A 25,306-nucleotide genomic window follows, 5' to 3' on the forward strand; every position below is an offset into this window, starting at 1 on the left:
AGCTAGTAATTGACTAGCTCGCTAGCGAGTTCTCGCTCAGTGCGTCGAACAGGTGGAAAGCATCCAAATCTAAGTAAAGTGTCAGTTCTTTCACATCCACTTCAGCAGCTTGGGTCTCAACCATCAGCGGTTGGCCGCCGATTTCTGTTTTCAGAAGAATGCTCGCACCTAGTAGTTCCTTGTCTTTGATTTTCACAGTGAATGGCAGCACACGGTCGTGGTCAACTTGCTCAGCACGTAGGTGGATGTCTGTTGGACGAACACCAAAGTGAAGCGCTAGGTTTTTAGAAGCCAGGGATGTAAAACGCTCCGGCAGTGGGATATGAACATCACCAAGTTCAACGAAGTATTCACCCTCTTTTTCAATCAGCTTAGCTTCCAACATATTCATTGACGGGTTACCAATGAATTGCGCAACAAACTTGTTAGCTGGACGTTGGAACACCTCGGTTGGTGTGCCTACTTGAGCAACGTAACCGTCTTTCAAAATCACGATGCGATCTGCTAGTGTCATCGCTTCGATCTGGTCGTGTGTAACGTAGATCGTGGTGGTTTTCAGCTCGCGGTGTAGGTGTTTGATCTCTTCACGCATCACGCCACGAAGTTTTGCATCTAGGTTAGAGAGCGGCTCATCAAACAAGAACACTTTCGGAGTACGAACCATCGCGCGGCCCATGGCTACACGCTGACGCTGACCACCAGAAAGCTCTTTTGGCTTACGGTCTAGTAGCGGGTCAAGCTCTAGCATTTTCGCAGCTTTGCGTACTTCTACGTCAATCTCAGCCTTTGGCATCCCCTTCAGCTTTAGAGCGAAAGCGATGTTTTCGTATACCGTCATGTGTGGGTACAACGCGTAACTTTGGAATACCATTGCTAAATCGCGGTCTTTTGCATCAACCTTGTTCATCACTTTGCCACCAACCACGATATCGCCAGAGCTGATGCTTTCTAGGCCTGCAAGCATACGAAGTGTGGTCGACTTACCACAGCCAGATGGGCCAAGGAAAACCACGAACTCACCGTCTCCAACCGTAAAATCAAACTCTTTAACCACTTCAACATCACCGAATGATTTCTTGATGTTTTTGAATTCTACTTTAGCCATTATCTGTTCTCCTCAGCGCGCTCTTGAAGCATGTTTCGGTACGCAATTGCGCTCTGTTTCAGTGTTCTTTCTTGGGTGGTGTAATCAACATGGACGATGCCAAAGCGTTGACAGTAGCCGAATGCCCACTCAAAGTTATCCATCAGACTCCACGCAAAGTAGCCATCAACTTTCACACCCGCTTCAACAGCATTGTGCACAGCTTCGATGTGGCCTTGGAAGTAACGAACACGTTGGTCATCCATCACTTGTCCGTTAACACACTCGTCGTTACCTGCTGCACCATTCTCTGTGATGTAGATAGGCGGCATGTTTTCGTAACGAGCATCCAGTCTTACCAATAAATCAGTTAAACCTTGTGGGTTGATTTCCCAGCCGATGTAAGTGTGTTCTGCATCAGTCTGTTTTACTGATTCGATGTCGCCATTCTCATTGAAGCGAGCGACGTTGCGTGTGTAGTAGTTGATACCGATGTAATCAACCGGTGCACTGATGATGTCTAGATCGCCTTCTAAAATCATCGGCATGTACATCGCTTGACGGTCGACTACTGGCTGTGGGTATTCACCTTTCAGTACAGGGTCGATGAACCAGTGGTAGTTCTCTGCTTCACAGTAGTCTGCAGCGCCTTGGTCTTGCGGTGTCAGTGGGTAAGCCGGAGTCGCATTAAATACCACGCCATGCTTAGCATGAGGTGCATTCTTACGAAGAATCGGCATCGCCAATCCATGACCTAGCATTAAGTGGTGAGAGGCTAAGAAACCTTCTTTTTCACCCTTGATACCTGGTGCATGCTCGCCCCAACGGTAACCTAAGAACGCAGATACAAACGGTTCGTTCAATGTGGTGTAAACATCAATTTTATTGCCAAAGTAGTTACTCACCACTTCTGCATATTCTGCAAACTTGTAAGACGTTTCACGGTTTAACCAGCCGCCTTTGTCTTCTAGGTATTGCGGTAGATCCCAGTGATAAAGTGTCACGAACACCTTCATTCCACGGGCATGACATTCATCGATGATCTGCTCGTAAAACTCTAGGCCTTGCTGATTCACCACACCGTCTTGCGGCAAGATACGTGGCCATGCAATTGATAGGCGGTATGCATCAACACCTAAGCCTTGGATCATCTCGATATCTTGTTGCCACAAGTGGTAGTGATCACACGCCACATCACCACTGTCGCCGTTATCTACCTTACCTGGCGTCTTACAAAACGTGTCCCAGATAGACGGTGTACGACCGCCCTCTTCAACGCCGCCTTCAATTTGGTATGAAGATGTCGCGACACCGAATACAAATTCCTTACTGCGTAACTTTGAATCACTTGGAAGTTGAAATTTATTCATTGTTATAACCCTTAAACCTAACCTTTAACTGCGCCGGACGTTAAACCACTGATCATCTGTTTCGATGCGAACAGGTATGTAATCACGAGTGGTAAAATAGAAATTGTGGTACCTAGCATTACCGCGCCCCATGGCGTATTCGGAATACCTTGAACACTTCGTAGTGCTTGTGTGATGACGTAATTGTCAGGGTTGTTCAGTACCACAAGAGGCTGCATAAACATGTTCCAGAAGAAAACGAACTGCACGATAGCGAGTGTTGCTAGTGCTGGTTTCATCAGTGGCAGTACCACACTCCAGTACGTTCTGAATTCACCTGCACCATCTAACTTCGCTGCTTCTAAGAGCTCTTTAGGAATCGATGCAATCACATGCTGACGCATCAAGAAGATACCAAACGGCGTGGTTGTGAACGGTAGCCAAACCGCCATGTGGTTATCCAATAATCCTAAGAATTTCACGATCATGAAGTAAGGGATCAAGCTAAGCACTGGCGGAATCGCCATTGAGCCAACCAGCATGCCGAACAACACGTTCTTACCGCGGAACTTAAACACAGCAAATGCGTAACCACCCATGCTACAAAACAGCAGCGAAATGGTGGTGCCTAAGAAAGCCACGTAAATAGAGTTAAACATCGCTTTCCAAAACGGCATGATTTCTAGTAGCTTCGCGTAGTTCACCATTAGACTATCGCCAATCGCAAAGCTGATGCCCGAACCAAAGATCTCCGAACGGTCACGTGTTGAAAGCAGTGCTGACCACACAAACGGGAACACCGTAATGATTGCGGAAACAATCAGTAATATGCCGAGCATGACCATCAAGATCTTAGTCATGATGTACATGGTGCGTTCACTTGGCATTAGGCCACTTAGTGGTGAGGTATTTGTCTTAATTGATGTCGACATCTTAATGTTCCCCTAAGCCTTTCTTACCGAAGAATAAAAATTGAACTAAAGTACAAGACGCGATCAGTGCAAACAGAAGCCATGAAATTGCTGACGCTGTGCCCATCTCTAACCATTCCCAACCCACTTTGTAGAGGTACATAGAGATAGTTAAACCAGATTGACCTGTACCACCGGTACCACGTGTTAGAACGAACGGTTCTTCAAACATTTGCAGGTTACCGATAATGGTCATGGTGATTGCAAAAAAGATGAATGGACGAATCATTGGTAGTGAGATGTTCCAGAAGCGGCGGAAGGCATTCGCACCATCCATACGTGCAGCTTCTAAAATGTCTTTAGGAATCGTCATTAAACCTGTGGTGTAAAGGACGATGTTAAAACCTGTGTATTTCCAGAAAACCATGATCGCGATAGACGGCTTCACCATAGTGGCATCGTCTAACCAGCGGATTGGTTGAAAATCGTTAACCCAAGCAAATGCCCAACCAAACAGCGTGCTATCGGCCAATGCCATTAGCGTTTGGTTGATAATCCCTGAGTTAGGAGAATACATATTGAAGAAAATCAGTGACGCTGCGACCGTTGATGTGATGAACGGTAGGAAGTACGCCGATGTTAGCCAGTGACGCATGCGGTCACCCATTGAAACCAACATGTAAGCCACAGGAATAGCAATTAAGTGCTGTGCCACACCCGATGTGATAGCTAGCCACAATGTGTTCTTTAATGAACGCCATAGCCACGGGTCAGTCAATGCAATGTGATAGTTCTCAAAACCAACGAACTCCATTGCATCCATGCCCTGTACTGGGTTCCATTCGTGGAACGACAGATAAACAGAGAACAACAGCGGGAAGATCCCAAATACAGAAAAAATGATCAGAAACGGCAGAAGGAATCCATACGGTGTAAGCGCTTTCAAACTCAGACGAGAAAAAAGGCTTTGCTCCGAAGGTTCTATCGTTGTGCTCGCTGTATGATTCATAGTAACGACCTCTTAAAAAGGAAGCGCGTTCTCCACGCTTCCTCACTTACTCAAAGTAATAACAAATTAAAGATTACGCGTACGACGCTTGATTAGGCGCTCTGCCTCTTTAAGTGCAGTTTCGATGTCCTTGCCTTCATCAAGTACTTCCATCAATGCGTTCTCTAAAATAATAGAACGTGCTACGTGGTCGCCTTGAGCTGGAGATACTGGCTTGATGTTCTGTGCCACTTCTGCGAATAGAAGACGCGCTTTCTGTCCACCTAGGAACTCCACCTCTTCTTGGAAAAGCTCATCGTCATATGTCGTTACGTTCGCAGGGAAAGCCGCAATCGTTTCGAAGTGCTTAAGTTGAACATCACGGTCAGTCGTCATGTATTCAATAAGTGCCCATGCTTCATCTGGGTTGTCAGATTGCGTTGGGATAGATAGGAATGAACCACCCCAGCTGCCGTAAATGCCATCAGGTAGGTTTTCTACTGCCCACTTACCTTTGGTTTCAGGTGCGATCCAGTTATTTAGGTGACCAAGTAGCCAAGCGCCAGAAAGTTGAGTTGCAAATGTACCGTTGCGGAAGCCTTCGTACCATTCGTTAGACCAAGCTAAAATGCGGCCATCTAAGCCTTTGTCACGAATCTCTTTTGCTACTTCAAAAGCATGAACAAAACGCTCAGATGTCACAACTGGGTTACCATCTTTATCGAAGTAAAGACCTTCGCCTTCAGGAACCGTTGTAAAGATGATAGCTTGTGCCACGTCGGCTGCTGAAGCGATAAGTTGTACGTTTTGCTCTTTCAGCTTCTCACCCGCAGCGATGTATGAATCCCAGTCTTTGATTGCGTCTTCAACATTGATGCCCGCTTTTTCAAACACGTCGGTACGGTAGTACATAACACCTGGGCCCAGGTCAACAGGAATACCGTACATGTCGCCATCAGCACCTTTACCTTGCGCCCATGCATATGGTGCGAATCGCTCTTGGTACTTATCAGCACCGTAGTTTTCAGACAGGTTTACTAGACCACCAGAACTTACGAATGGACCAATTTTCTCAACGTCCACAACAATCACGTCACCCGCACCAGAGCCGGTTGCTAAGTTAGTGGTTAGTTTCGTGTGGTGGTCACCGTGGTTGTTCATAAGGTAATCCACCTTGATCCCTGTTTCCTTTTCGAAATCAGGCAGTAATACCTTCAGGCTGCTATCGAAATCTGGGAAGCCATCGAAACGAATCTCTTTGTCAGCAGCATTAACAGCTGTTGCACCTAGTCCTAAAGCAACCGCGCATGAAAGCGCTAAGGTCTTAAATTTCATGTTCTATCCTTAATATTTTTATAGGGCAATGAGTAAATCCGATACCGAGTTTCTAGTGACCAACGTCGGCAACAATTTAAAATTCACGTCATGTTTAATTTTCTTTAGCTTTTGCAGAATGAGCTGAACCGCTTCAATGCTCATCTCTTCAATAGGGAAATTAATGGTGGTCAAACTAGGGGTCAGATAACGCGCGAAGATGGTGTTATCGAAGCCCACAAGAGAGATGTCTTTTGGTACCGACAATCCCTCTTTATGCAGAACTTCGAAGGCGCCAAATGCCATGTGATCGTTTGAAGCAAATACCGCTGTAAAGTGGCATTTTCTGTTAATCAACTTCTTCATAGCACTATTGCCAGTCTCTTCAGTAAATCCCGCCTCAGAGACCAAGGCTTCATCGTATGGCACACCGGCTTCCTCCAGTGCCTTGCGATACCCCTGCAAACGCCCCCTAGCGTCTGCTTTGTCTAAAGGCCCGGTAATACACGCGATATCTTTATGCCCCTTTTGCAAAAGATATTGAGTAGCGAGTAGCCCCCCGACTTCGTTATCAATATCAATACAACTCATCGCCATTTCTGGGATGAAGCGGTTAATTAAAACCACAGGGGTCCCCTGTTCTTCCAATTCAATTAAATAATCATCACTGAGCAGTTGAGTATGAAGAATCAAGGCATCGACACGACGCCCCAACAGAAACTCCACCGACTCGCGCTGCCCTTGTTCAGTATTTGACCCCGCAGTAACAACAGCGTGGTAACCAAAGCGGCGTAGGTTTTCTTCTATGCAGTGCAAAATGCCTGAGTAGAAAGAGCCACCCAGTTCAGGAACAACAACACCCACGCTGCCAGTACGACTTGAAGCCAAAGCCTGAGCGATAGAGTTCGGGCGATAACCCAACTCTTTGATCGCCTTTTCAACCTTTAGCTTCTTGTCGTGGCTCACTCTACTGGTGCCGTTAATCACTCTAGACACTGTCGCTTGAGACACACCTGCATACTCTGATACGTGTTTAATTGTTGCCACTCGAACCTCGATACTTCATTAGCTTGTAACCGCTTACAAAATGATTATTGAGAAATTACTTATTCCTTGAAGTGAGTGTCATCACACTAAACTTGAAGGTAAAAAGGCAGGATTTGGAAATCTTGAAAGCGCTTACAGATTCACTTCACGCCATGAAACTGTTTCATGGAATTCTTACTCACTTAATCAGAACGACATCTTGTTATTTGCTGCCAGGGTGAAAGTGAGAACGTTTAAACCCCGATTCTTCAAAAGCATTATTCGGAGGTGAACCCGCAACAGACGGTAATATGCGGGTCAAAATTGACCACTATTATTTCAGTGGCTATGCGAAATTGTATGGGAACATTTCAATCAATCCTAAGGTCCGATGAACCTCTTCTCGGCATAAAAATCAGAATAGATATAACACTTTCAATGATGCCCACATTCACAACCGCTTCCTGAATCCTGGTAGTAACAACAATAATGGAATGAGTAAGGTAAGTTCCTTTCGAACCAAGATATCTACTGCCACTAGCTCTATAAAAACGGAACAATAGCGTGTTGCGAATAAGAGCTAACTGTAGCTGGGAGAACAGAGTTTTAAGATGAAACTAAGATCTAGTGGCGAAAAAAAGGGCACTAAGAATGTGCCCAAGAATGGAGCTATATCACATGCCCTAATCAATCTGCCTTTAGGGCTAAAATGGACGGTATTTACCTACTATTGAAACGTATGGATATTCGAAAGCATGGCTCTTTGAAAATATGCCGGATTCAAAGAGCCGCTGTTTCTATATCAGTGATTACCACCAAGCTTCAAACATTGCACCGAACGACAATGTATCGACATTAGTTGTCTTCACAGTGTTGCCTTTAGTTTCTACATCACCCACTGTTGTGTAGAAACGAAGCATTGGACGGCTCCAAGGTAAACCACCTAGAGAAACGTTTTGAGAAAGCGTTATTTTCCATGCGTTCTCTTCACCGTCGTCATCGTAATCAACCATGCCGTAGCCCGCTTCTAACCATGTAGAGTGCACATCATTCCATTGGTATTGCGGACGAACGATACCAGCGTATTCCGTGTTCTCGCGGTCTAGATCAGAACCAGAGTTGTCTTTATACGACACTAAGTAATCGATGATGAATTGCTCAGATGCTGCGTAGCTACCTTCCAAACTTGCGTAGAAGGTTTGGTAATCACCTTTCAGCTCAAATACAGATGAGTCTGCACCGTCACCATACTTCATAACTAACTTGTTAGACTCACCCAAGCCTAAGGTAGCACCCAATAGATATGCAGTTTCATCACTTACTTTTGGCTTTCCGACTTCATCTGCTTCATCTGATGCAAAACCGTAGTTCGCGTATAGATCCAGCTGACCAATGCCTGCGTTAATTGAGTGAAGCTTAGAGGTAATTGCGTATCGACCGTTATCGTTCACTAGGCCGCCTTTCACTTGACCTACAAAGCCCATGTCGAGCTTGGCACCACCAAAGTCTAAGTTGTTAAAACCAGCACCTTGACCATCGTGTGTCATCCAGAAGTAGTCGTTCAAACCTTGTTGTGGACGTTGATGGAAGTCACGACCAGCCCACATGTAAAGCTCAGGCTGACTTTCAAAGATGTTGGTTACACCAGCGTACATTTTTTTCATGCTTAGGCCGCCGTCATCAGCCCATACGTCAGCTTCCCAGTGGTCAGCCATGAATACGATGTCCCAAATCGCGCCGTTGTCAGCTTGGAAAAGCTTAGCTAACTGCACTTCACCGCCGTTGGCTTCGTTACCTAAACGACCAACAGAGCGACCTGTTGTACCGATGTCTACATAACGCTCATCACCACTTTTGTAGTGAGCGCCGTAACGAGCGTAACCAGAGAAGACGATACCGTCTGGTACATTGGTTTCTGCAGTCAGAACCGCTTGTTGTTGATCATCAACATACTTGATATCACCAACTTGAGATTCCAGCTCTTGGATTCGTTGTTCCAAAGCGGCAAGATCTGTTTCTGCAGCAAAAGAAGAGATTGAAGCAAGCGAAGCCGCCACTGCGACCGTTATTGGCAAAAGCTTAAATTTTTGCATTGTAATTCCCTATTATTTTTTTGAGTTTTCATCGAACAGGGGAATATTAAGCAATGAAAGCGTTGAAAAGTTGGTCGCTGTTCACACTGATAAATTAGGTCGAGAGCCATGAAACTTTTAGAAAAACCACACCCAAAACTATTATTTTAATATCAAAACCTTAGAACAAGAATTGCGTGAAATATCAGCTTGAAATCGCTTTCATTTCATCAATAATGGCGGGGTCTATCACGAAAAGCAGTAAGTAAAAATGAGGAAAACATGGTGTATTTTTGACTGGTTTTCATATATGTGAAAAGCCTCAAAATCTATCATCAATTTTGAGGCTTCTTAGTTATGGTCCGATATCTATTTTAAGTGATTCAAGACATCTCTACGGCGTATCAAGAGACTCAACACCCATGTTGAATAGCGTAAATGCATAAATATCTGCAGTAAGATCGATAGCTTTACTCAATGGCATTCCAGCACCGTGACCCGCATTAACATCAATACGAATCATCACAGGCATACCACCATCATGCTTGTCTTGAAGCTCAGCGATGAACTTGTAAGAGTGAGCAGGCACAACACGGTCATCATGATCAGCCGTCGTAACCAGTGTTGCTGGATAGTCAACGCCACGTACCACATTGTGAACTGGAGAATAACCAAGCAGGTATTCAAACATCTCTTTGTTTTGTTCAGATGTACCATAGTCGTACGCCCAGCCTTCGCCAGACGTGAATGTGTGGTAACGCAGCATGTCTAATACTCCAACAGCTGGCAAAGCCACTTGGAATAACTCTGGTCTTTGAGTCATACAGGCCCCCACAAGCAGACCACCATTAGAGCCACCACGAATCGCCAGCTTGTCGCTACTGGTGTAGTTTTCTGAGATTAGGAATTCTGCTGCAGCGATAAAGTCATCAAACACATTCTGCTTTTGCTGCTGAGTACCTGCTTTGTGCCACGCCTTACCGTACTCACCGCCGCCTCTCAGATTGGGAACTGCGTACACGCCACCAAGCTCCAACCAACTGCCCACCGTCCCCGAGAAAGACGGGGTTAGGCTGACATTAAAGCCGCCATAGGCATACAACATGGTTGGGTTATTGCCGTCCAGTTTTAGTCCTTTCTTATAAGAGATAAACATCGGAACCTGAGTGCCATCTTCTGAAGTATAGAAGACCTGCTTAGATTCAAATTTGTCCGACTCAAACGGAGACTCAGAGCACTGATAGGTTTCCGATCTGCCAGATTCAACATCAAAAGAGAAAATCGTTGGCGGCGTAACATAATTGGTAAAGGTGTAATAAAGCTGAGTTTGCTCTTTTTTACCACCCAAGCCGCTGGCCGTTCCTAATCCTGGCATGTGGAGCTCTCGAACTAGGTTACCTTGGTAATCAAGCTGATCAATTTTGGATACCACGTCCACCATGTAGTGCGCGAACAAGTACCCTCCACCTGTACTGATGTCTAACGGCTGTGGCTTTTCTGAGATGATGTCTCGCCACTGCTCAGTTCGTGTGTCAAAGCTCACTACCTTACCGTTCGGAGCATTAAGATTGGTGTACAGAATGAAGGTCTCATCCTGGTTATCGATGAGATACATGTCGCTATCCACATGACTAATCAGAGTGTTCAACGATTGTTCTTGTGAATTTAAGTCGACATAGAACAGTCGGTTACCCGACGTGGACTCTTTCCCAAGAATAATTAAATAACGATCGTCTTCGGTAGTGTAGCCGGACACATATCGGTGCTGCTCAACGTTGTTCTCTCCAAAGATAACCTTGTCGCTGGCTTGCTCTGTACCTAATTCATGGAAGTACAGCTTATGCTGTTCAGTGCGAGCAGAAAGTTCACTACCATCGGGCTTATCGTAGCTTGAGTAGTAAAATCCGCGATTGCCTAACCAAGAGATGCCGGTAAATTTGGCGTCGGTGATTTCTGTTTCGAGCTGCTGCTTAGTCTCGGTATCAATCACGAAGATCTTACGCCAGTCGCTGCCACCCTCAGAAATACTGTACGCCACTAGGTTACAGTCTCTCGAAAACGACACTGAGCCCAAAGATGTGGTGCCATCTTCTGAGAAGGTATTCGGGTCTAAGAATACTTCAACCGATTGCCCCTCTTTCTGACGATAGAGAATACTGTGGTTTTGCAAGCCATCATTGTTGTAGAAGTAGGTGTAATCGCCTCGGACAAACGGCTGCGAGCTCTTTTTGTAGTCTTGCGCTTTTGCTAAACGCTCTCGCAGTTCAGCGCAGTAGGGAATTTGAGCAAGGAAATCAAACGTGACTGCATTTTGGCTCACTACCCACTGCGCGGTTTCGTCACTTCTGTCATCTTCTAGCCAGCGATAAGGATCTTCGATTATCTGACCAAAATAGTCATCGCTGACAATCTGTTTATTGGTGATTGGATATTGATACTCTTTTAAATAGCTCATCGTGATCCTTATTAAAAATAGTGAGAAATCGTCAGGTAACGCGTTCTTATGTGTTCAATCAATAACTTAATCTTGTTGGGCGGCTGGCGAGTAAAAGGGTACACCGCATAAATACCCAACTTCTTTCCCACCAAATCAGGGAAGATGTCCACCAGCTGACCGTTGCGAATATCGTGATAAACCAGACAACGCGGCACGTACGCCACACCATGCCCACCTAAGGCGGCTTTTCTTAGCGCGGTCGCGTTGTCAGTCGAGAAAGAACCCGAAACGCGCACGATATATTTGTCGTTGTCGGTACAACCGTCTTTACCATGCAGAAACTGCCACTCACTCGCCCCTGTGGTTTGATAGGCGTATTGTAAGCAGTTGTGCTCAACTAAGTCTTTGGGCTGCATCGGTTTACCGTTCTTGGCGATATACGAAGGCGAGGCACACACCACCCATTGTGAGTCCAATATATGTCGTGCAATCAAGCTGGAGTCTTCTAGATAACCGGTACGAATCACCAAGTCCAAACCATCTTCTACTAAGTCAACAAAGCGATTGTCCAGTGACATATCGACCGTTAAACCTGGATGCATATTACAAAACTCGGCAACGGCGTCTGCCAGAATCAAATCTCCAGAGATAGTAGGCACTGACATTTTGATATGACCGCTGACATTTTCACCAAAGCCTGAAACTGCGTCCATAGCCTCTTGGGCCGCCTGCTTCACATTTTTGGCTCCGTGCAAAATTGCCTTGCCCGCCTCAGTCAGGGTCAATTTACGCGTCGTTCGATATAATAATTGCACGCCAATTTCATCCTCTAGGCGTGCAATTCTTTTACTAACTACCGAATTTGCAAGGTTATTTTGCTCTGCCACCTTGCTGAAACTACCCAGTTCAACTACCTGTGAAAACAGGATCAAATCGTCTGCTCGCATCTGATTATGCCAATTTTGGAATTAATTATTTTCATTATTTCCCTATATCAATGAAAAATAAAGGGGTAAATTCACGCCAAATTAACAAAACAATTACAAAAGAGTCATTCCAATTACAAGATTCGCAAACAAATGGTTCCCGCTTAGAGGCCAATAGCGAGTCAAAAAATGACAACCCATAACGTGTTATCTACTTCAAACATGAACGTTTGAAAACAGTACGAGGAAGTACCCATGAGTGAAACTCTACTAGCTCTATTGGCCTTTTCACCAATAGTTCTTGCAGCGATTCTGCTGGTCGGCCTGAACTGGCCTGCGAAAAAAGCGATGCCAGTGGCATTTGCACTAACCGTTGCTATTGCCCTATTTGCTTGGGATATGTCTGGCACTCGCGTGTTGGCCTCTGTATTCCAAGGTTTTGGTATTACCGTGTCGGTTCTCTGGATTGTGTTCGGCGCCATCTTCTTATTAAACACTTTGAAACACACCGGAGCTATCACCACCATCCGCAATGGCTTCACGGACATATCCGCTGACCGTCGTGTTCAGGCGATCATCATCGCTTGGTGTTTCGGTTCCTTCATTGAGGGCGCATCTGGCTTCGGTACACCTGCAGCTATTGCAGCGCCGCTACTGGTTGCTATCGGCTTCCCTGCGCTTGCTGCGGTATTGATGGGCATGATGATCCAATCGACGCCAGTATCATTCGGCGCGGTGGGTACACCTATCATCGTTGGTGTAAACAAAGGGTTGGACACTCACAACATCGGTGAAAGCCTGATTGCTCACGGTTCTACTTGGGACGCTTACCTTCAACAAATCACCTCAAGCGTGGCGCTAATTCACGCCTCTGTGGGTGTGATGATGCCAGTGTTGATGGCGATGATGCTGACTCGTTTCTTCGGTAAGAACAAAAGCTGGACAGAAGGTTTAGACATTCTACCGTTCGCACTGTTTGCTGGTGCAGCGTTCACCATCCCTTACGCACTAACCGGTGTCTTCCTAGGCGCTGAGTTCCCATCTCTAATTGGCGGTCTGGTTGGCCTTGCAATTGTCGTTACAGCAGCAAAACGTGGCTTCCTAGTACCGAAATCAAAATGGGACTTTGAGAGCGAAGACAAATGGCCACCTGAATGGCTAGGTTCTCTGAAAATTGACCTTGATGACAACATTCAAGGCCATAAAAAGATGAGCGTGGCGATGGCATGGGCACCTTACGTGCTGCTGGCTGTGACTTTGGTTACGAGTCGTGTTAGCCCTGAGTTCAAAGGTCTATTGAAGAGCGTTAGCCTATCGTTCAGCAACATTCTTGGTGAAACCGGTGTGAGTACTGCGATTCAACCTCTTTACTTACCGGGCGGCATCTTAGTATTCGTGGCATTGGTTGCTGTTCTGATTCAAGGCCGCAGCGCAGCGCCACTGGCAAAAGCGTTCGGTGAATCAAGCAAAACACTAATCGGTGCAGGCTTCGTACTGGTGTTCACCATCCCTATGGTTCGCATCTTCATCAACTCTGGCGTCAATGCAGCTGACCTAGCGAGTATGCCTGTAACCACTGCTAACTTCGCCGCTGATCTTGTGGGCTCTGCTTTCCCTGCATTGAGTGCGACAGTGGGTGCACTGGGTGCCTTCATTGCGGGTTCGAACACAGTATCAAACATGATGTTCAGCCAGTTCCAATTCGAAGTAGCGCACACCCTGACTATCTCAAGTGCAGTCGTCGTTGCTCTACAAGCTGTTGGTGCAGCAGCCGGTAACATGATTGCAATTCACAACGTGGTAGCCGCTTCGGCAACGGTAGGCCTGCTAGGGCGTGAAGGTGCAACACTACGTAAAACCGTAATCCCAACATTCTACTACTTGGTGATGACAGGAATCATCGGCCTAGTGGTTATCTACGGCTTCAATATGACAGACGCACTTATGTAAGCCATAAGTCGCCGCCAAAGCACTTGGCGTTAATACTCAATTCCCCGACAGCAACACCGTCTAATAAGACAGTTGATGAGTTCCGGGATGGACACTAGAACACATCAACACCCACGAGTATTAACGCCATTTTCCCGAATTAAAGCAGCCCAAACCAAGCTCTCATAGAAGAACAACATCCCAAGAATTTAGGACTGAAATTATGATCATATCCGCATCGACTGATTACCGAGCCGCAGCAAAATCAAAATTACCTCCGTTCCTTTTCCACTACATTGACGGTGGTTCTTACGGAGAACACACATTACACCGCAACACGGATGACCTTGCTGAGATTGCGCTAAAGCAGCGCGTACTCAACGACATGTCGGATCTAAACTTAGAAACCGAGCTGTTCGGCGAGAAGCTTGCGATGCCAATCGCACTGGCGCCTGTTGGTTTAACGGGTATGTATGCACGACGCGGTGAACTACAAGCCGCAAAAGCCGCAGACAACAAAGGCATCCCATTTACCATGTCGACCGTGTCGGTGTGCCCGATTGAAGAAGTCGCGCCTAAGATTGGACGTCCAATGTGGTTCCAGCTTTACGTACTCAAAGATCGCGGCTTCATGAAAAACGCGCTTGAGCGTGCCAAAGCGGCAGGCGTAACAACATTGGTCTTCACCGTTGATATGCCGGTACCCGGTGCACGCTACCGTGACATGCATTCCGGAATGAGTGGACCAAATGCAGCACTACGCCGAGTATTCCAATCTATGCGTCATCCTAGTTGGGCAGTTGATGTCGGCTTGCTGGGTAAACCACACGACCTAGGCAACATCTCTACTTATCGTGGTTCTCCTACCAAGCTGGAAGACTACATCGGTTGGTTGGGCGACAACTTCGATCCATCGATTTCATGGAAAGATTTAGAGTGGATTCGTGATTTCTGGGACGGCCCAATGGTCATCAAAGGCATTCTCGACGAAGAAGATGCAAAAGACGCGGTGAGATTTGGCGCAGACGGTATCGTGGTTTCAAATCACGGCGGTCGTCAGCTTGACGGTGTTCTATCGAGTGCTAAAGCGCTGCCTTTGATTGCTGATGCAGTTAAAGGCGACACCAAGATTCTGGTCGATTCAGGCATTCGCACTGGCTTAGATGTGGTTCGCATGATGGCACTTGGCGCAGACTGCACCTTGCTTGGCCGCTCTTTCGTATACGCATTAGCAGCTCAAGGACAAGCCGGCGTTGAGAACCTACTCGACCTTTACGACAAAGAGATGCGCGTTGCGATGACATTAACTGGCGCAAAAACAATCAAAGACTTAACTCGTGAATCTTTGGTGGGGTTTGATTAAGCCATTGATTCACTGTAATGCTTTGGTCTACTTAGACTGAAGTTCAATCGGTGTCACAGCAATTCCACTGCTGTTGTGACACCGTTTAAGCACTGGAAAATAAAATAAAAAGCTAGGGCGTATTGATCTTTCGAGCTGATTTTTGCGGCGAGTTGCTGGGGGATTTATACAAGGCAGAGGCGTCGATGTGTAGCTAGCCTACATGAGAAGCCGATAACGTAGTAGAAATGGTCAGCAAACGCTGCCCGAAGGGTTCAGCTAAAAGCGTTTTACTCTTTGTGGAGGGTGATTTGCTTAGAGTGACTAGGCTACTTCCCCCTCGCGGCGATTAAAATGCTTTTATCTTGAACAAAATTTAACCACGAAAGGTCAACACGCCCTGAACAGTGCCAAATAAGAAGCACAAGGAAGCAAAGATGGAAACAAACACATCCCATGAGCGAGTAATCGACGCCACGGCTTATCAGCAGCTTGAGGCGATACTGGCTCAAAGAATAGAAACGGAACGCATCGTCACGCAAGAGGCAAAGCGATTGGCTTACGGCACCGATGCGAGTTTTTATCGCTTGGTGCCGAAAATGGTTCTAAGGCTTAAAAGCCTAGACGAAGTGATATTCACTATTCAAAGCTGTCGTGAACTGGGCATTCATTTTACCTTCCGCGCGGCAGGCACCAGCCTTTCAGGGCAAGCGGTTTCAGATTCCGTACTTATCACTCTGACCGACGATTGGCGCGGCCATGAGATCGTCGATAACGGCAATCAAATCATTCTTCAGCCGGGTGTGATTGGCGCCGATGCCAACAAATACCTTGCCCCCTTTCAACGTAAAATCGGCCCAGATCCAGCTTCCATCAACACCTGTAAAATCGGTGGTATCGCCGCGAACAACGCCAGCGGCATGTGTTGCGGTACTGCGCAGAACTCCTATCGCACGGTAGAAAGCATGAAAGTCGTCCTAAGTGATGGCACCCTGCTCGATACCGCAAACAGTGCTAGCGTTGAGGCATTCAAACAATCACACAAAACGCTATTTGATGGCATTGTTGAATTGCACCGTCAAACCACCTCGAATCAAGAACTCACCGACAGAATCCGCCACAAGTATCGCCTTAAAAACACCACGGGCTACGCGCTCAATGCATTGGTCGATTACCACGACCCAATCGAAATCATCAAACACCTGATGATCGGTTCAGAAGGCACGCTAGGCTTCATCGCCGAGATCACTTACAACACGGTGATTGAACACCCGAATAAAGCCTCTGCACTGCTGGTGTTTGCCGACATCGAGCAAGCCAGTAAAGCCGTAACTACATTATCTAAGACTCCGGTTGCTGCTGTTGAATTGATGGATGGTAGAGCGCTGCGTTCTGTCGCGGATAAGCCGGGTATGCCTGCGTTTATGCCAAACTTGGATTTAGAAGCAGCGGCTATTTTGGTGGAATCACACGCTAGCTCGCAGCAGGACTTAGATTTACAATGTAAATCAATTTTGGATGCATTGGCTGATTACACGATTATTAAATCTGTTCCTTTCACGTCCGATTCAAAGACTGTCGCTACCCTGTGGGGTATTCGCAAAGGCATGTTCCCAGCCGTTGGCGCCGTGCGTGAAGTCGGTACGACCGTCATCATTGAAGATGTTGCTTTCCCAGTTGAAAACCTAGCGAATGGTATTCGAGAGCTGCAAGAGCTGTTCGATAAATACGACTACAGCGAAGCAATCATTTTCGGTCACGCCCTAGAAGGCAACCTACACTTTGTGTTTACCCAAGGCTTTGATAGCCAAGAAGAGATCGGCCGGTACGGTGGTTTCATGGATGACGTTGCCGAGCTTGTCGCCATGAAATATCAAGGTTCTCTGAAAGCGGAACACGGCACTGGCCGCAACATGGCACCTTACGTAGAATTGGAATGGGGCAAAGATGGCTATGCCCTGATGCAACAGATCAAAGCGCTGTTCGATCCAGAAAGGCTGCTCAATCCTGGCGTCATCATCAACGACAATCCAAACTCCCACATCACAGACTTAAAGCCAATGCCTGCTGCCGACAACCTTGTTGACCGCTGTATTGAGTGTGGATTCTGTGAGCCTGTTTGCCCGTCTCGCACACTTACCTTATCACCGCGACAGCGTATTGTGCTGTACCGAGAACTGCAGCGCCGCCGAGCAGCAGGTGAAGAGATAGATGCAAGCGACCTAGAGAAAACCTTCGAATACCAAGGCATCGATACCTGCGCGGCAACAGGTCTGTGTGCTGAACGTTGTCCGGTAGGCATTAATACGGGTGACTTGGTTAAGAAGCTTCGTGTTGCCAAGTATGAGAAGTTCACGCCAATCGCTAAGTGGACAGCAGATCACTTCTCCACCACCACCAAGCTGACCAAGGCTGGCCTCAAAACCAACCAAGTAGCGAGTAAAGTTCTGGGCGCCAACACGGTCGGCAAGCTTACCAATAGCCTGCGCTCAGTGACCAAAGGCGCAACACCGATTTGGATGCCAGAGATGCCGCAGTCTAACAGTCACTCGCTCACGGCTTCACCAATGACAGCCGCAACATCGAATAACACTAAAAAAGTGGTTTACCTTCCTTCATGTGCCAGCCGAATCATGGGGCAACAGAGTGATGCGGGCGACCAACGTCCTCTTACTGAAGTAACCATGTCTCTGCTCAACAAAGCTGGTTTTGAAGTCATCCTGCCGAAAAAACTAGACGACCAATGTTGTGGTATGCCTTACGACAGCAAAGGGATGACCGACCTAGCCCAATCGAAAGCACAACAGCTCGAAGAAGTCTTGTGGCAAGCGAGTCGTCAGGGTGAATACCCAGTATTAATGGACACCAGTCCGTGTGCCAAACGCAGTATTGAGCAGTTCACCAAGCCATTAGAGGTGCTAGAGCCGACAGGGTTTGTGAATCAATACTTGCTAGAGCACCTGACGCTTGAGCCACTTAAAGAGACCGTGATGCTGCATGTGACTTGTAGCTCTCGCCGAATGGGCTTAGAAGGAGCGATGTTAAACCTTGCTAAAGCCTGTACCGAAGAAGTGATTGTTCCAGAACATATTCAATGTTGTGGCTGGGCGGGTGATAAAGGCTTCACCACGCCAGAACTGAATGAAGCAGCAGTGCACCCACTCAAGGAACAAGTACCAAGTCACTGCACTCGTGGCTTTAGCAACAGCCGAACCTGTGAGATCGGTTTATCACACCACAGTGGCATTCCATATCAGTCAATCTTGTATTTAGTGGATGAAGTAGCACAATAGCTAGACTTCAAAAGCGAGATACACTCTAGATAAAAAGGTTGCCAGATCGGCAACCTTTTGTAGCTCTAGTTAAAGCTCCCTCATGATGATTTGACAATATATGTCGTTTTCTGGACAAAGGCTCAAAGAATTGTTCACCTCATTATTGAGTTCTTGAGCGTGACTGGTAGAGGCCAACATGAGTTGTATCAGTGCGGCCAAAATGGTTATCTTCTTCATGACTATTTTTCCCCAATGTATACTGAAACAGGGAGCCTTCAAGTTTAATTATATTAAAGCTGGCTCACTCCGAAAAACCATACTATTCAGAACTTTAAACATGAATGCCTATTTCTCAAAAAAGACGATGGAAGACTCAAAGCCGCATGAGCTTTCTCTGAATAATGACTACCTGTCCGAATCAAGCTAAGTTTATTGATGGTTTTTCAATACGTTACAATGCGATTTATTTAAACGAGACCATATTCATCGCTATGGTCACGCACTAATGAGTGTCGCTAACTCTTGCGCAGAATAGTGCTCAGCCTCTTGACCTCTACTGATCAAATCAATCACTCGGAGTTCACTCATATCACCAAACTCTTTGGTCAAGTAATCACGAAACGCTTTTTCGTTCGGCCATTTTCCTCGCACGATATAACCCTCTTCTTTGTCGAAATCTTCCGTTTCAAAGAAAGAAAAATCAGTCATACCAATGTTATGGCAATACAAAACAAGATACATGTTTACTCCTCAAAATGGGTGGATTAATAAAAACTTATCGGAAGATAGAAATCGAGGTCGAACACTTCATCACTATTTAAGAAATGATTCTGATGATAGTGCACATAAGCTGGTGTTGAACGCTGCTTGAAACCTGATGTAGGTAACCACTTTTCTAACACCATACTGATTTGTGGTAGCAACTCTCCATAACGGCCACTGAGTCGAAACACAGCATGCAAACCGCAGGGAATCACCATCTGATTAACCACGCTGCGGTACTTAATAGGTTCGCTGATCGCGATACACGCCACATAGCGACACTGATCCATCTCAACCCAAGCAGGATTTGAATGGTGCAAACCAAACTGAGTCGAAAAATCACGTTGCTCAGCGTTCGCCCACGCTTTCAATGTCAACCACGCATTACGAATAGAACGGTTATAGCCAGTGTGTCGAACATAGGCTGCCATGCGCTCTGGTGCTTCCACTATTTTGGGCTCGGGTAGCTTGCGCTGTGCGACATTTTGATAACCAGCCGCCACCTCAGGATCTTTCAAATAAGGCTTTTCGGCCACCTGCAAATCGTGTTTGCGCCACTCGCCCGGAGACATATTAAAGGTCGCTTTAAACGCTCGGCTAAACGAAGACATCGAACTGAAACCACATTTATTGGCTATCTCAACCACCGATGAACTGGTATCGAACATCAACTGATTGGCGGCATACTCCATCCGAGTACGGCGAATATATTGATGTAACGACTCCCCCACCACACTTTTGAAGGTGCGATGAAAGTGTTGCTCTGAGTAGGCTGCTATCTCAGATAACGCTTTGGCAGACAACGGCTGGCTGATGTCTTGATGAATGTGGAAAAGAACATCATTGATTCGAGAGATATGTTGACGTGACATCGTTTAAATAGCATAAATGGACATGTTTAAGAGCATAAATGGACACGCTAGTTTTTACAATTGCCGTGTAATATCAAGCGATAGAATAAAAACGAAAAACGACGAGACACAACACATGGAAATCGCACAGTCATTACAACAAATTCAGTCTTCATATATTCGAGAGATCCTCGCCGCAGCAAGCGATCCAAACATCATCTCACTGGCTGGTGGTCTGCCGGATGAGAAAACCTTCCCAATCGATTTAATGAAGCCAACGCTAGAAAACCTAGCGAACATGCCTGAAGTTTTCCAATACGGCTCAACAGCTGGTTACGGCCCATTGCTTGATCACCTAACGCAAAGCTACCAATTACCTGAAACTCACACAGCGATGATCTGTACAGGCTCTCAACAAGGCCTAGATTTGATTGCTCGTGCATATGTTGATCCCAATGATGTAGTTGCGATGGAAGCACCGAGCTACTTGGGTGCGATGCAAGTGTTTGGCTTGGTTCAAGCCAACGTTGCAACTGTGTCTCAAACCGAATTTGGCCCTAACCTAGATGAACTAGAAACGTGCTTTGCCAAGCAATCGCCAAAGATGTTCTATGCGGTGCCAGATTTCCATAACCCAACGGGCGTATGCTGGACAACAGAGACTCGCCAAAAAGTAGCTGAGCTGTGTATCAAATACAACGTCGCGTTCATCGAAGATGCACCATACCGAGAGCTACGTTTCACAGGCACAGAGCTGCCGTTGGTTTCGTCTTTCTGCCCTGACAACTCTATCGTTCTTCGTTCATTCTCTAAGATTGCATCACCTGGTTTACGTATTGGTGCGGTAACGGGCAAGCGCAGCTACCTTGAGCCACTGATCAAAGTGAAGCAAGGCGCAGATTTGCACTCAAGCGTTCCGATGCAGGCCCTACTGCTTGGCCTTCTAAAACACCAAGACTTTAACGTACACATGGAGAGCATTCGTTCACTGTACAAGTCTCGCTATGAAGTGCTGTTTTCAGAGCTAGAAAAACAACTGCCTGCTGACTGCATATTAAAGACGGTCGATGGCGGCATGTTTATTTGGGTTGAGATTCCAGAGTGCGATACTTTTGAACTGGCTAAGACCCTACTTTCAAATGGTGTAGCCGTTGTACCAAGCCCAGTATTCTATCCAAAGCCGGAGGGAGCAAAAGCTGCACTGCGCTTAAACTTCACTAACGCTAACCCTGAAGAGCTGACTGAAGCGGTGAAACGCTTAGCGGAAGTACTTAACCAAGCGTAGTCGCTAATTAAGTAAGACAGATTCAACACAAGCCCTGCTGTACTTGTACAGCAGGGCTTTTCGAGCCTCAAACCATAAATCCACAATAAAAAAGGTGATAAATAGCCCTACACTTGGTTGGTTTTTGTCCTATATCGCCTTAGTTATACTGCGGCGGATTTTAATAAGCCATCATGACGAGCTAGGTATCCATGCCCAGCTATGATCAGAATAGGCAACCGCTCTGGATTTACGTTCCAGCTCGCAGAAAGGAAAAACCATGTCTCAATATGTTGTATGTGCTCTTTATAAATTCGTAGCACTTGATGATTACCAAGAAATTCGCCAACCGCTGACTGAGCTTCTAGAAGCCAATAACATCCGCGGTACTTTGTTACTCGCAAGTGAAGGTATCAATGGTACCGTTGCAGGTAAGCGCGAATCTATCGACGCTCTTCTTCAATGGTTCAAGCAAGACGACCGCCTAGCGGATGTTGTTTACAAAGAGTCGTTCAACGACGAACAACCATTCAACCGCACCAAGGTTAAGCTTAAGAAAGAGATCGTAACCATGGGTGTTGAAGGCATCGACCCTCGCCATGTTGTCGGTACTTACGTTAAGCCAAACGAATGGAACGACCTTATCTCTGATCCAGATGTGATCTTGGTTGATACTCGTAACGACTACGAAGTAGACATCGGCACATTCAAAAACGCGGTAAACCCAAACACGGAAACTTTCCGTGAATTCCCTCAGTACGTTGAAGACAATCTAGACCCTAAGAAGCACAAGAAAGTCGCGATGTTCTGTACGGGTGGTATTCGTTGTGAAAAATCAACAGCCTACATGAAAGAGCAAGGCTTTGAAGAGGTTTACCATCTTGAAGGCGGCATTCTAAAATACCTAGAAGAAGTGCCTGAAGAAGAGAGCATGTGGGAAGGCGATTGCTACGTGTTTGATGGCCGTGTCGCCGTTAACCACCAGCTAGAAAAGAGTGGCTACGATGTATGTAACGCTTGTCGTCTACCAATCACAGAGGAAGACAAAGCCTCTGAGCACTTCGAGAAAGGCGTAAGCTGCCCTAAGTGTTTTGATAAGCACACGGACGAGCAGAAAGCGCGTTTCCGTGAGCGTGAAAAACAAGTTCAGCTATCAAATGCACGTGGCGAAACTCACGTAGGTGGCGATGCAGCTCACCTAATCGAGCAACGTAAGAAAGAAAAGTTGGCATACAAAGAGCAACAACGCTCTGGTAAAAAAGCGAAATAATCTCTTAGCAGAAACGCTATAGCGATCAACGCAACAGATAGAACAAAGGGCATCAGCGAATCCACTTGGGCACGCTAATGCCCTTTTTTGATCCTAATCTCGCTTTGTGTTTTGAACCACATTTATCTTCAAAAATAGGTTCTATACTGAAGTTAATTTAACGAAAGAGGAAGTGCCAATGCTCAATGAAAACCATGCCTTTATCTTAGATTTCCCAGAGCTGAAATTAGACATTGTTCAACTCAACCACGACGACGAAAAGTTCAAAGCAGACATGCAAAAATACCATCAGCTTGATTATGACATCCGTGAATTAGAAATATCAGGCAGTCCGATTGATGACGACAGCATGCACAACCTCAAAGTAGAACGCATGGAGCTCAAAGACGCGCTACACAAACAACTCACTCGACATCACGCACTGAAAATGGTTTAGCCAAACTTCTGACAATACAACTTTCAAGGCCACGTATCTACGTGGCTTTTTCATTTAGTATAAATATCAGTCACATATGGTATTGTTTGCTTATCCAAGATTCAGGGCAAGGAAATATAAAGAATGACAATCAAGGACAACAAACTAAAATTCCGACTCGTGCCAAACTCAGAATTTGAAGAACTGTTTGCTTGCGTAAAGCAAGGTATCTTCGAACACGTCGACAATGTATTTAGCTGGGATGACGAGTTTCAGCGCAACCGCCTCTCAAACGACTACCACCCTTCTTGGTTCCATTGGGTTTATAGAGACTCTCAAAAGGTCGGGCTTGCCTGCTTCAAGCCTTACGACAACGCATATCACGTTCACTTATTGATTATTTTCCCTCAACATCAAAGCCAAAACATCGGTCAACAAGTCATGATGCTGATTCACAATAAAGCTCGCCAGGAACAGCGAAACCAAGTCACCCTATCTAGCTTCAGAGGTAACACTCGCGCCATCCAATTTTATGAAGGCCTTGGCTATCAGGTTGCTGATAACAGTGATGAGGATTTTGTCGGAATGACTCTCTGCCTTGATAACTATTTGTAAGTCGTTAATTAGGAAGAGAGTAAAACATTAACGAATATCCAATTTATTCAACAATGAAGGGAAGCCCCAACCATTCTCGCCTGCTACTACGGGGTCTCCAGTCAGATACTCATAGAGAGTCGGCGCTAACGAACCATTAGCTTCGCTCTTTAATGGCAATGTGTCCATATCTTGCCAAACGCCAATCTCAAACAGCGCATCGTAGATCACAACCATGTTCGCAATAAAGTGTTCATCGATTCGAATACCCTCATGATGTCCGGTTGCTTCTGTGGACGTATCAGGCTCTTTGTAATCAGAATCAGGCGCATCACCCACATAATAGAGGCTATGTTCAAAGCCTCTTAATACCTTATCATCGTAGACTCTCGACAGGTATGCTTTGAACACATCTTCACTGCCCAAGCCCGACTAGCGATCATAGTAACTCTAGAGAAAGTAGTCCAAAGGAATGGAGTAAGTCGGGTTAGACAACTGAGCGATCACCCGCGCTTTCGTTTTAGCATCTAAAGGCAGTGCGAGAATGTACGCATCTAGCGTTACGCCCGCAATCGTAAAGATCGCTGCATCGCGAGTTAGTGTGGCCGAGTAACTCAGGCTTGAAAGCACTTGGTTTTTCAAAACCTCATACGCCACCAATGACAGGCGTTGTCGACATATCGGCAACACTAGACGTTGATACAACCGCTAAAGAAAGAGTGCTAAATAAAAGGCACGGCCACGACTTTGGGGGTAGAAATTCATCAAATATCCTTAGTTTAATGTGTTTTTATAAATGTAAGTTATTGTTCCAGTCTAGTTACATAACCCAAACACGCCCAATTAAGCACCACTTTTTAACAAGCTATCATATGAACAAACCGCACTTTGCACTCGACATAGAAACTGATTCACAAGATGTAGGCGAATAACCCTACAAACGCTTACCGCTGCCATCTTCCCACATCACTTCACACTCTTCTTTAATGGCTGCTTTTAATAGCTCTACCAACGGAAATGCTCGGCTGCCAATGTTTACTGGCGCTTCAACAACTTCATCTTCATTGTCGCCATCCATATCGTCTTGCTCTACAGCTTGATTTTGCTCCGTAGCGATTGCAGTACGCAGGTTATTCAATGCTTGAGGAACCTCTGAAGCATCAATCGCTCCTGGGATCTTACCACTATGTCCGAGCATTTTAATAAACTGGAGGCCTACTTCACCAAACATCGTGACACTTGCGTGCGCCTTGCAACTGAACGTGATTAACATAATTGGTCCCTTGATAATTCAATAGTAAAAGAACTATGTGGAGTAAATTGTTGGAAAGCAAGCACATAATCGTCCGCTTGCTTTTGGCGAGCTTCACCACCAGTGATATTTATCATCACTCAGAATGCTTTGATCAACCTTTCATATGAAATCTTGATAATAGTCACATTAAATGATCACCGAAGGCTCCGCATAGCCCATTATTTAATCTAGTATTAATACCA

At 46.0% G+C, this 25,306-nt stretch carries 19 protein-coding genes and 1 pseudogene; 7 read left to right on the forward strand and 13 right to left on the reverse strand.

The features are described 5' to 3' along the window. Window positions 1-13: 13 nt before the first annotated feature. The 9 genes from A3712_RS19975 to A3712_RS20015 form a co-directional block, all read right to left on the reverse strand. Complete coding sequence (locus tag A3712_RS19975) at window positions 14-1,105, reverse strand: ABC transporter ATP-binding protein (RefSeq protein WP_063524751.1); 1,092 nt, start codon at window positions 1,103-1,105, stop codon at window positions 14-16. Continuing rightward, on the reverse strand, window positions 1,105-2,454 hold the full coding sequence (locus tag A3712_RS19980; protein ID WP_063524752.1) for a GH1 family beta-glucosidase: 1,350 nt from the start codon (window positions 2,452-2,454) through the stop codon (window positions 1,105-1,107). The genes A3712_RS19975 and A3712_RS19980 overlap by 1 nt, the downstream gene beginning before the upstream one ends. 17 nt (window positions 2,455-2,471) lie before the next feature. After that, a complete protein-coding gene (locus A3712_RS19985) occupies window positions 2,472-3,320 on the reverse strand; it encodes a carbohydrate ABC transporter permease (RefSeq protein ID WP_017061568.1) in 849 nt (282 codons plus the stop codon). Between the two features lie 46 nt (window positions 3,321-3,366). Further along, window positions 3,367-4,353 (reverse strand): carbohydrate ABC transporter permease, encoded by a 987-nt coding sequence (locus A3712_RS19990; RefSeq protein ID WP_063524753.1) that lies wholly within the window; start codon window positions 4,351-4,353, stop codon window positions 3,367-3,369. 66 nt (window positions 4,354-4,419) lie between these two features. Then, window positions 4,420-5,667: an ABC transporter substrate-binding protein gene (locus A3712_RS19995; RefSeq protein ID WP_063524754.1), complete on the reverse strand. Its 1,248-nt coding sequence runs from the start codon at window positions 5,665-5,667 to the stop codon at window positions 4,420-4,422. A gap of 18 nt (window positions 5,668-5,685) precedes the next feature. Beyond that, the gene (locus A3712_RS20000; protein WP_063524755.1) at window positions 5,686-6,693 is read right to left on the reverse strand and encodes a LacI family DNA-binding transcriptional regulator; all 1,008 of its coding nucleotides are present in this window, start codon (window positions 6,691-6,693) and stop codon (window positions 5,686-5,688) included. A 788-nt stretch (window positions 6,694-7,481) separates the two neighbouring features. After that, window positions 7,482-8,765: a carbohydrate porin gene (locus A3712_RS20005; RefSeq protein WP_063524756.1), complete on the reverse strand. Its 1,284-nt coding sequence runs from the start codon at window positions 8,763-8,765 to the stop codon at window positions 7,482-7,484. A 373-nt stretch (window positions 8,766-9,138) separates the two neighbouring features. Then, a complete protein-coding gene (locus tag A3712_RS20010; protein WP_063524757.1) occupies window positions 9,139-11,199 on the reverse strand; it encodes a prolyl oligopeptidase family serine peptidase in 2,061 nt (686 codons plus the stop codon). Between the two features lie 11 nt (window positions 11,200-11,210). Beyond that, window positions 11,211-12,128, reverse strand: a complete 918-nt coding sequence (locus A3712_RS20015; protein WP_063524758.1) for a LysR family transcriptional regulator — start codon at window positions 12,126-12,128, stop codon at window positions 11,211-11,213. Between the two features lie 234 nt (window positions 12,129-12,362). On the opposite strand from A3712_RS20015, the gene A3712_RS20020 reads away from it, so the two are divergent. From A3712_RS20020 to A3712_RS20030, 3 genes are all read left to right on the forward strand, one after another. Next, window positions 12,363-14,057, forward strand: a complete 1,695-nt coding sequence (locus tag A3712_RS20020; RefSeq protein ID WP_063524759.1) for an L-lactate permease — start codon at window positions 12,363-12,365, stop codon at window positions 14,055-14,057. 202 nt (window positions 14,058-14,259) lie between these two features. Next, window positions 14,260-15,399, forward strand: coding sequence for an FMN-dependent L-lactate dehydrogenase LldD (gene lldD / locus A3712_RS20025; RefSeq protein WP_063524760.1), 1,140 nt, complete (start codon window positions 14,260-14,262; stop codon window positions 15,397-15,399). Between the two features lie 416 nt (window positions 15,400-15,815). Then, entirely contained in the window at window positions 15,816-18,671 is a 2,856-nt protein-coding gene (locus A3712_RS20030; RefSeq protein WP_063524761.1) for an FAD-binding and (Fe-S)-binding domain-containing protein, read from the forward strand. Between the two features lie 477 nt (window positions 18,672-19,148). Here the strand turns inward: A3712_RS20030 and A3712_RS20040 are convergent, their stop codons facing one another. Then, window positions 19,149-19,394, reverse strand: coding sequence for a hypothetical protein (locus A3712_RS20040; RefSeq protein ID WP_063524763.1), 246 nt, complete (start codon window positions 19,392-19,394; stop codon window positions 19,149-19,151). Window positions 19,395-19,417: 23 nt separating this feature from the next. Continuing rightward, window positions 19,418-20,287, reverse strand: a complete 870-nt coding sequence (locus tag A3712_RS20045) for an AraC family transcriptional regulator (protein ID WP_063524764.1) — start codon at window positions 20,285-20,287, stop codon at window positions 19,418-19,420. A gap of 115 nt (window positions 20,288-20,402) precedes the next feature. Here A3712_RS20045 and A3712_RS20050 point away from each other — a divergent pair, with 115 nt between their 5' ends. The 4 genes from A3712_RS20050 to A3712_RS20065 all read left to right on the forward strand — a co-directional run bounded on the left by A3712_RS20050 (window position 20,403) and on the right by A3712_RS20065 (window position 23,830). Next, window positions 20,403-21,551: an aminotransferase-like domain-containing protein gene (locus A3712_RS20050; protein WP_063524765.1), complete on the forward strand. Its 1,149-nt coding sequence runs from the start codon at window positions 20,403-20,405 to the stop codon at window positions 21,549-21,551. Window positions 21,552-21,810: 259 nt separating this feature from the next. Further along, a complete protein-coding gene (gene trhO, locus A3712_RS20055; protein WP_004737051.1) occupies window positions 21,811-22,800 on the forward strand; it encodes an oxygen-dependent tRNA uridine(34) hydroxylase TrhO in 990 nt (329 codons plus the stop codon). Between the two features lie 178 nt (window positions 22,801-22,978). Then, on the forward strand, window positions 22,979-23,236 hold the full coding sequence (locus A3712_RS20060; RefSeq protein ID WP_004737050.1) for a YdcH family protein: 258 nt from the start codon (window positions 22,979-22,981) through the stop codon (window positions 23,234-23,236). Between the two features lie 123 nt (window positions 23,237-23,359). Then, entirely contained in the window at window positions 23,360-23,830 is a 471-nt protein-coding gene (locus A3712_RS20065; RefSeq protein WP_063524766.1) for a GNAT family N-acetyltransferase, read from the forward strand. Window positions 23,831-23,920: 90 nt separating this feature from the next. On the opposite strand, the pseudogene A3712_RS27020 reads toward A3712_RS20065, so the two are convergent. Both A3712_RS27020 and A3712_RS20080 read right to left on the reverse strand, forming a co-directional pair. After that, window positions 23,921-24,574, reverse strand: a pseudogene (locus A3712_RS27020) (alkaline phosphatase family protein); the annotation flags it as partial. Window positions 24,575-24,743: 169 nt separating this feature from the next. Further along, the gene (locus tag A3712_RS20080; RefSeq protein WP_063524769.1) at window positions 24,744-25,082 is read right to left on the reverse strand and encodes a DUF1840 domain-containing protein; all 339 of its coding nucleotides are present in this window, start codon (window positions 25,080-25,082) and stop codon (window positions 24,744-24,746) included. Between the last annotated feature and the right edge of the window lie 224 nt (window positions 25,083-25,306).

Source organism: Vibrio sp. HI00D65 (assembly GCF_001635455.1).
In the GTDB taxonomy this organism is placed as follows: domain Bacteria; phylum Pseudomonadota; class Gammaproteobacteria; order Enterobacterales; family Vibrionaceae; genus Vibrio.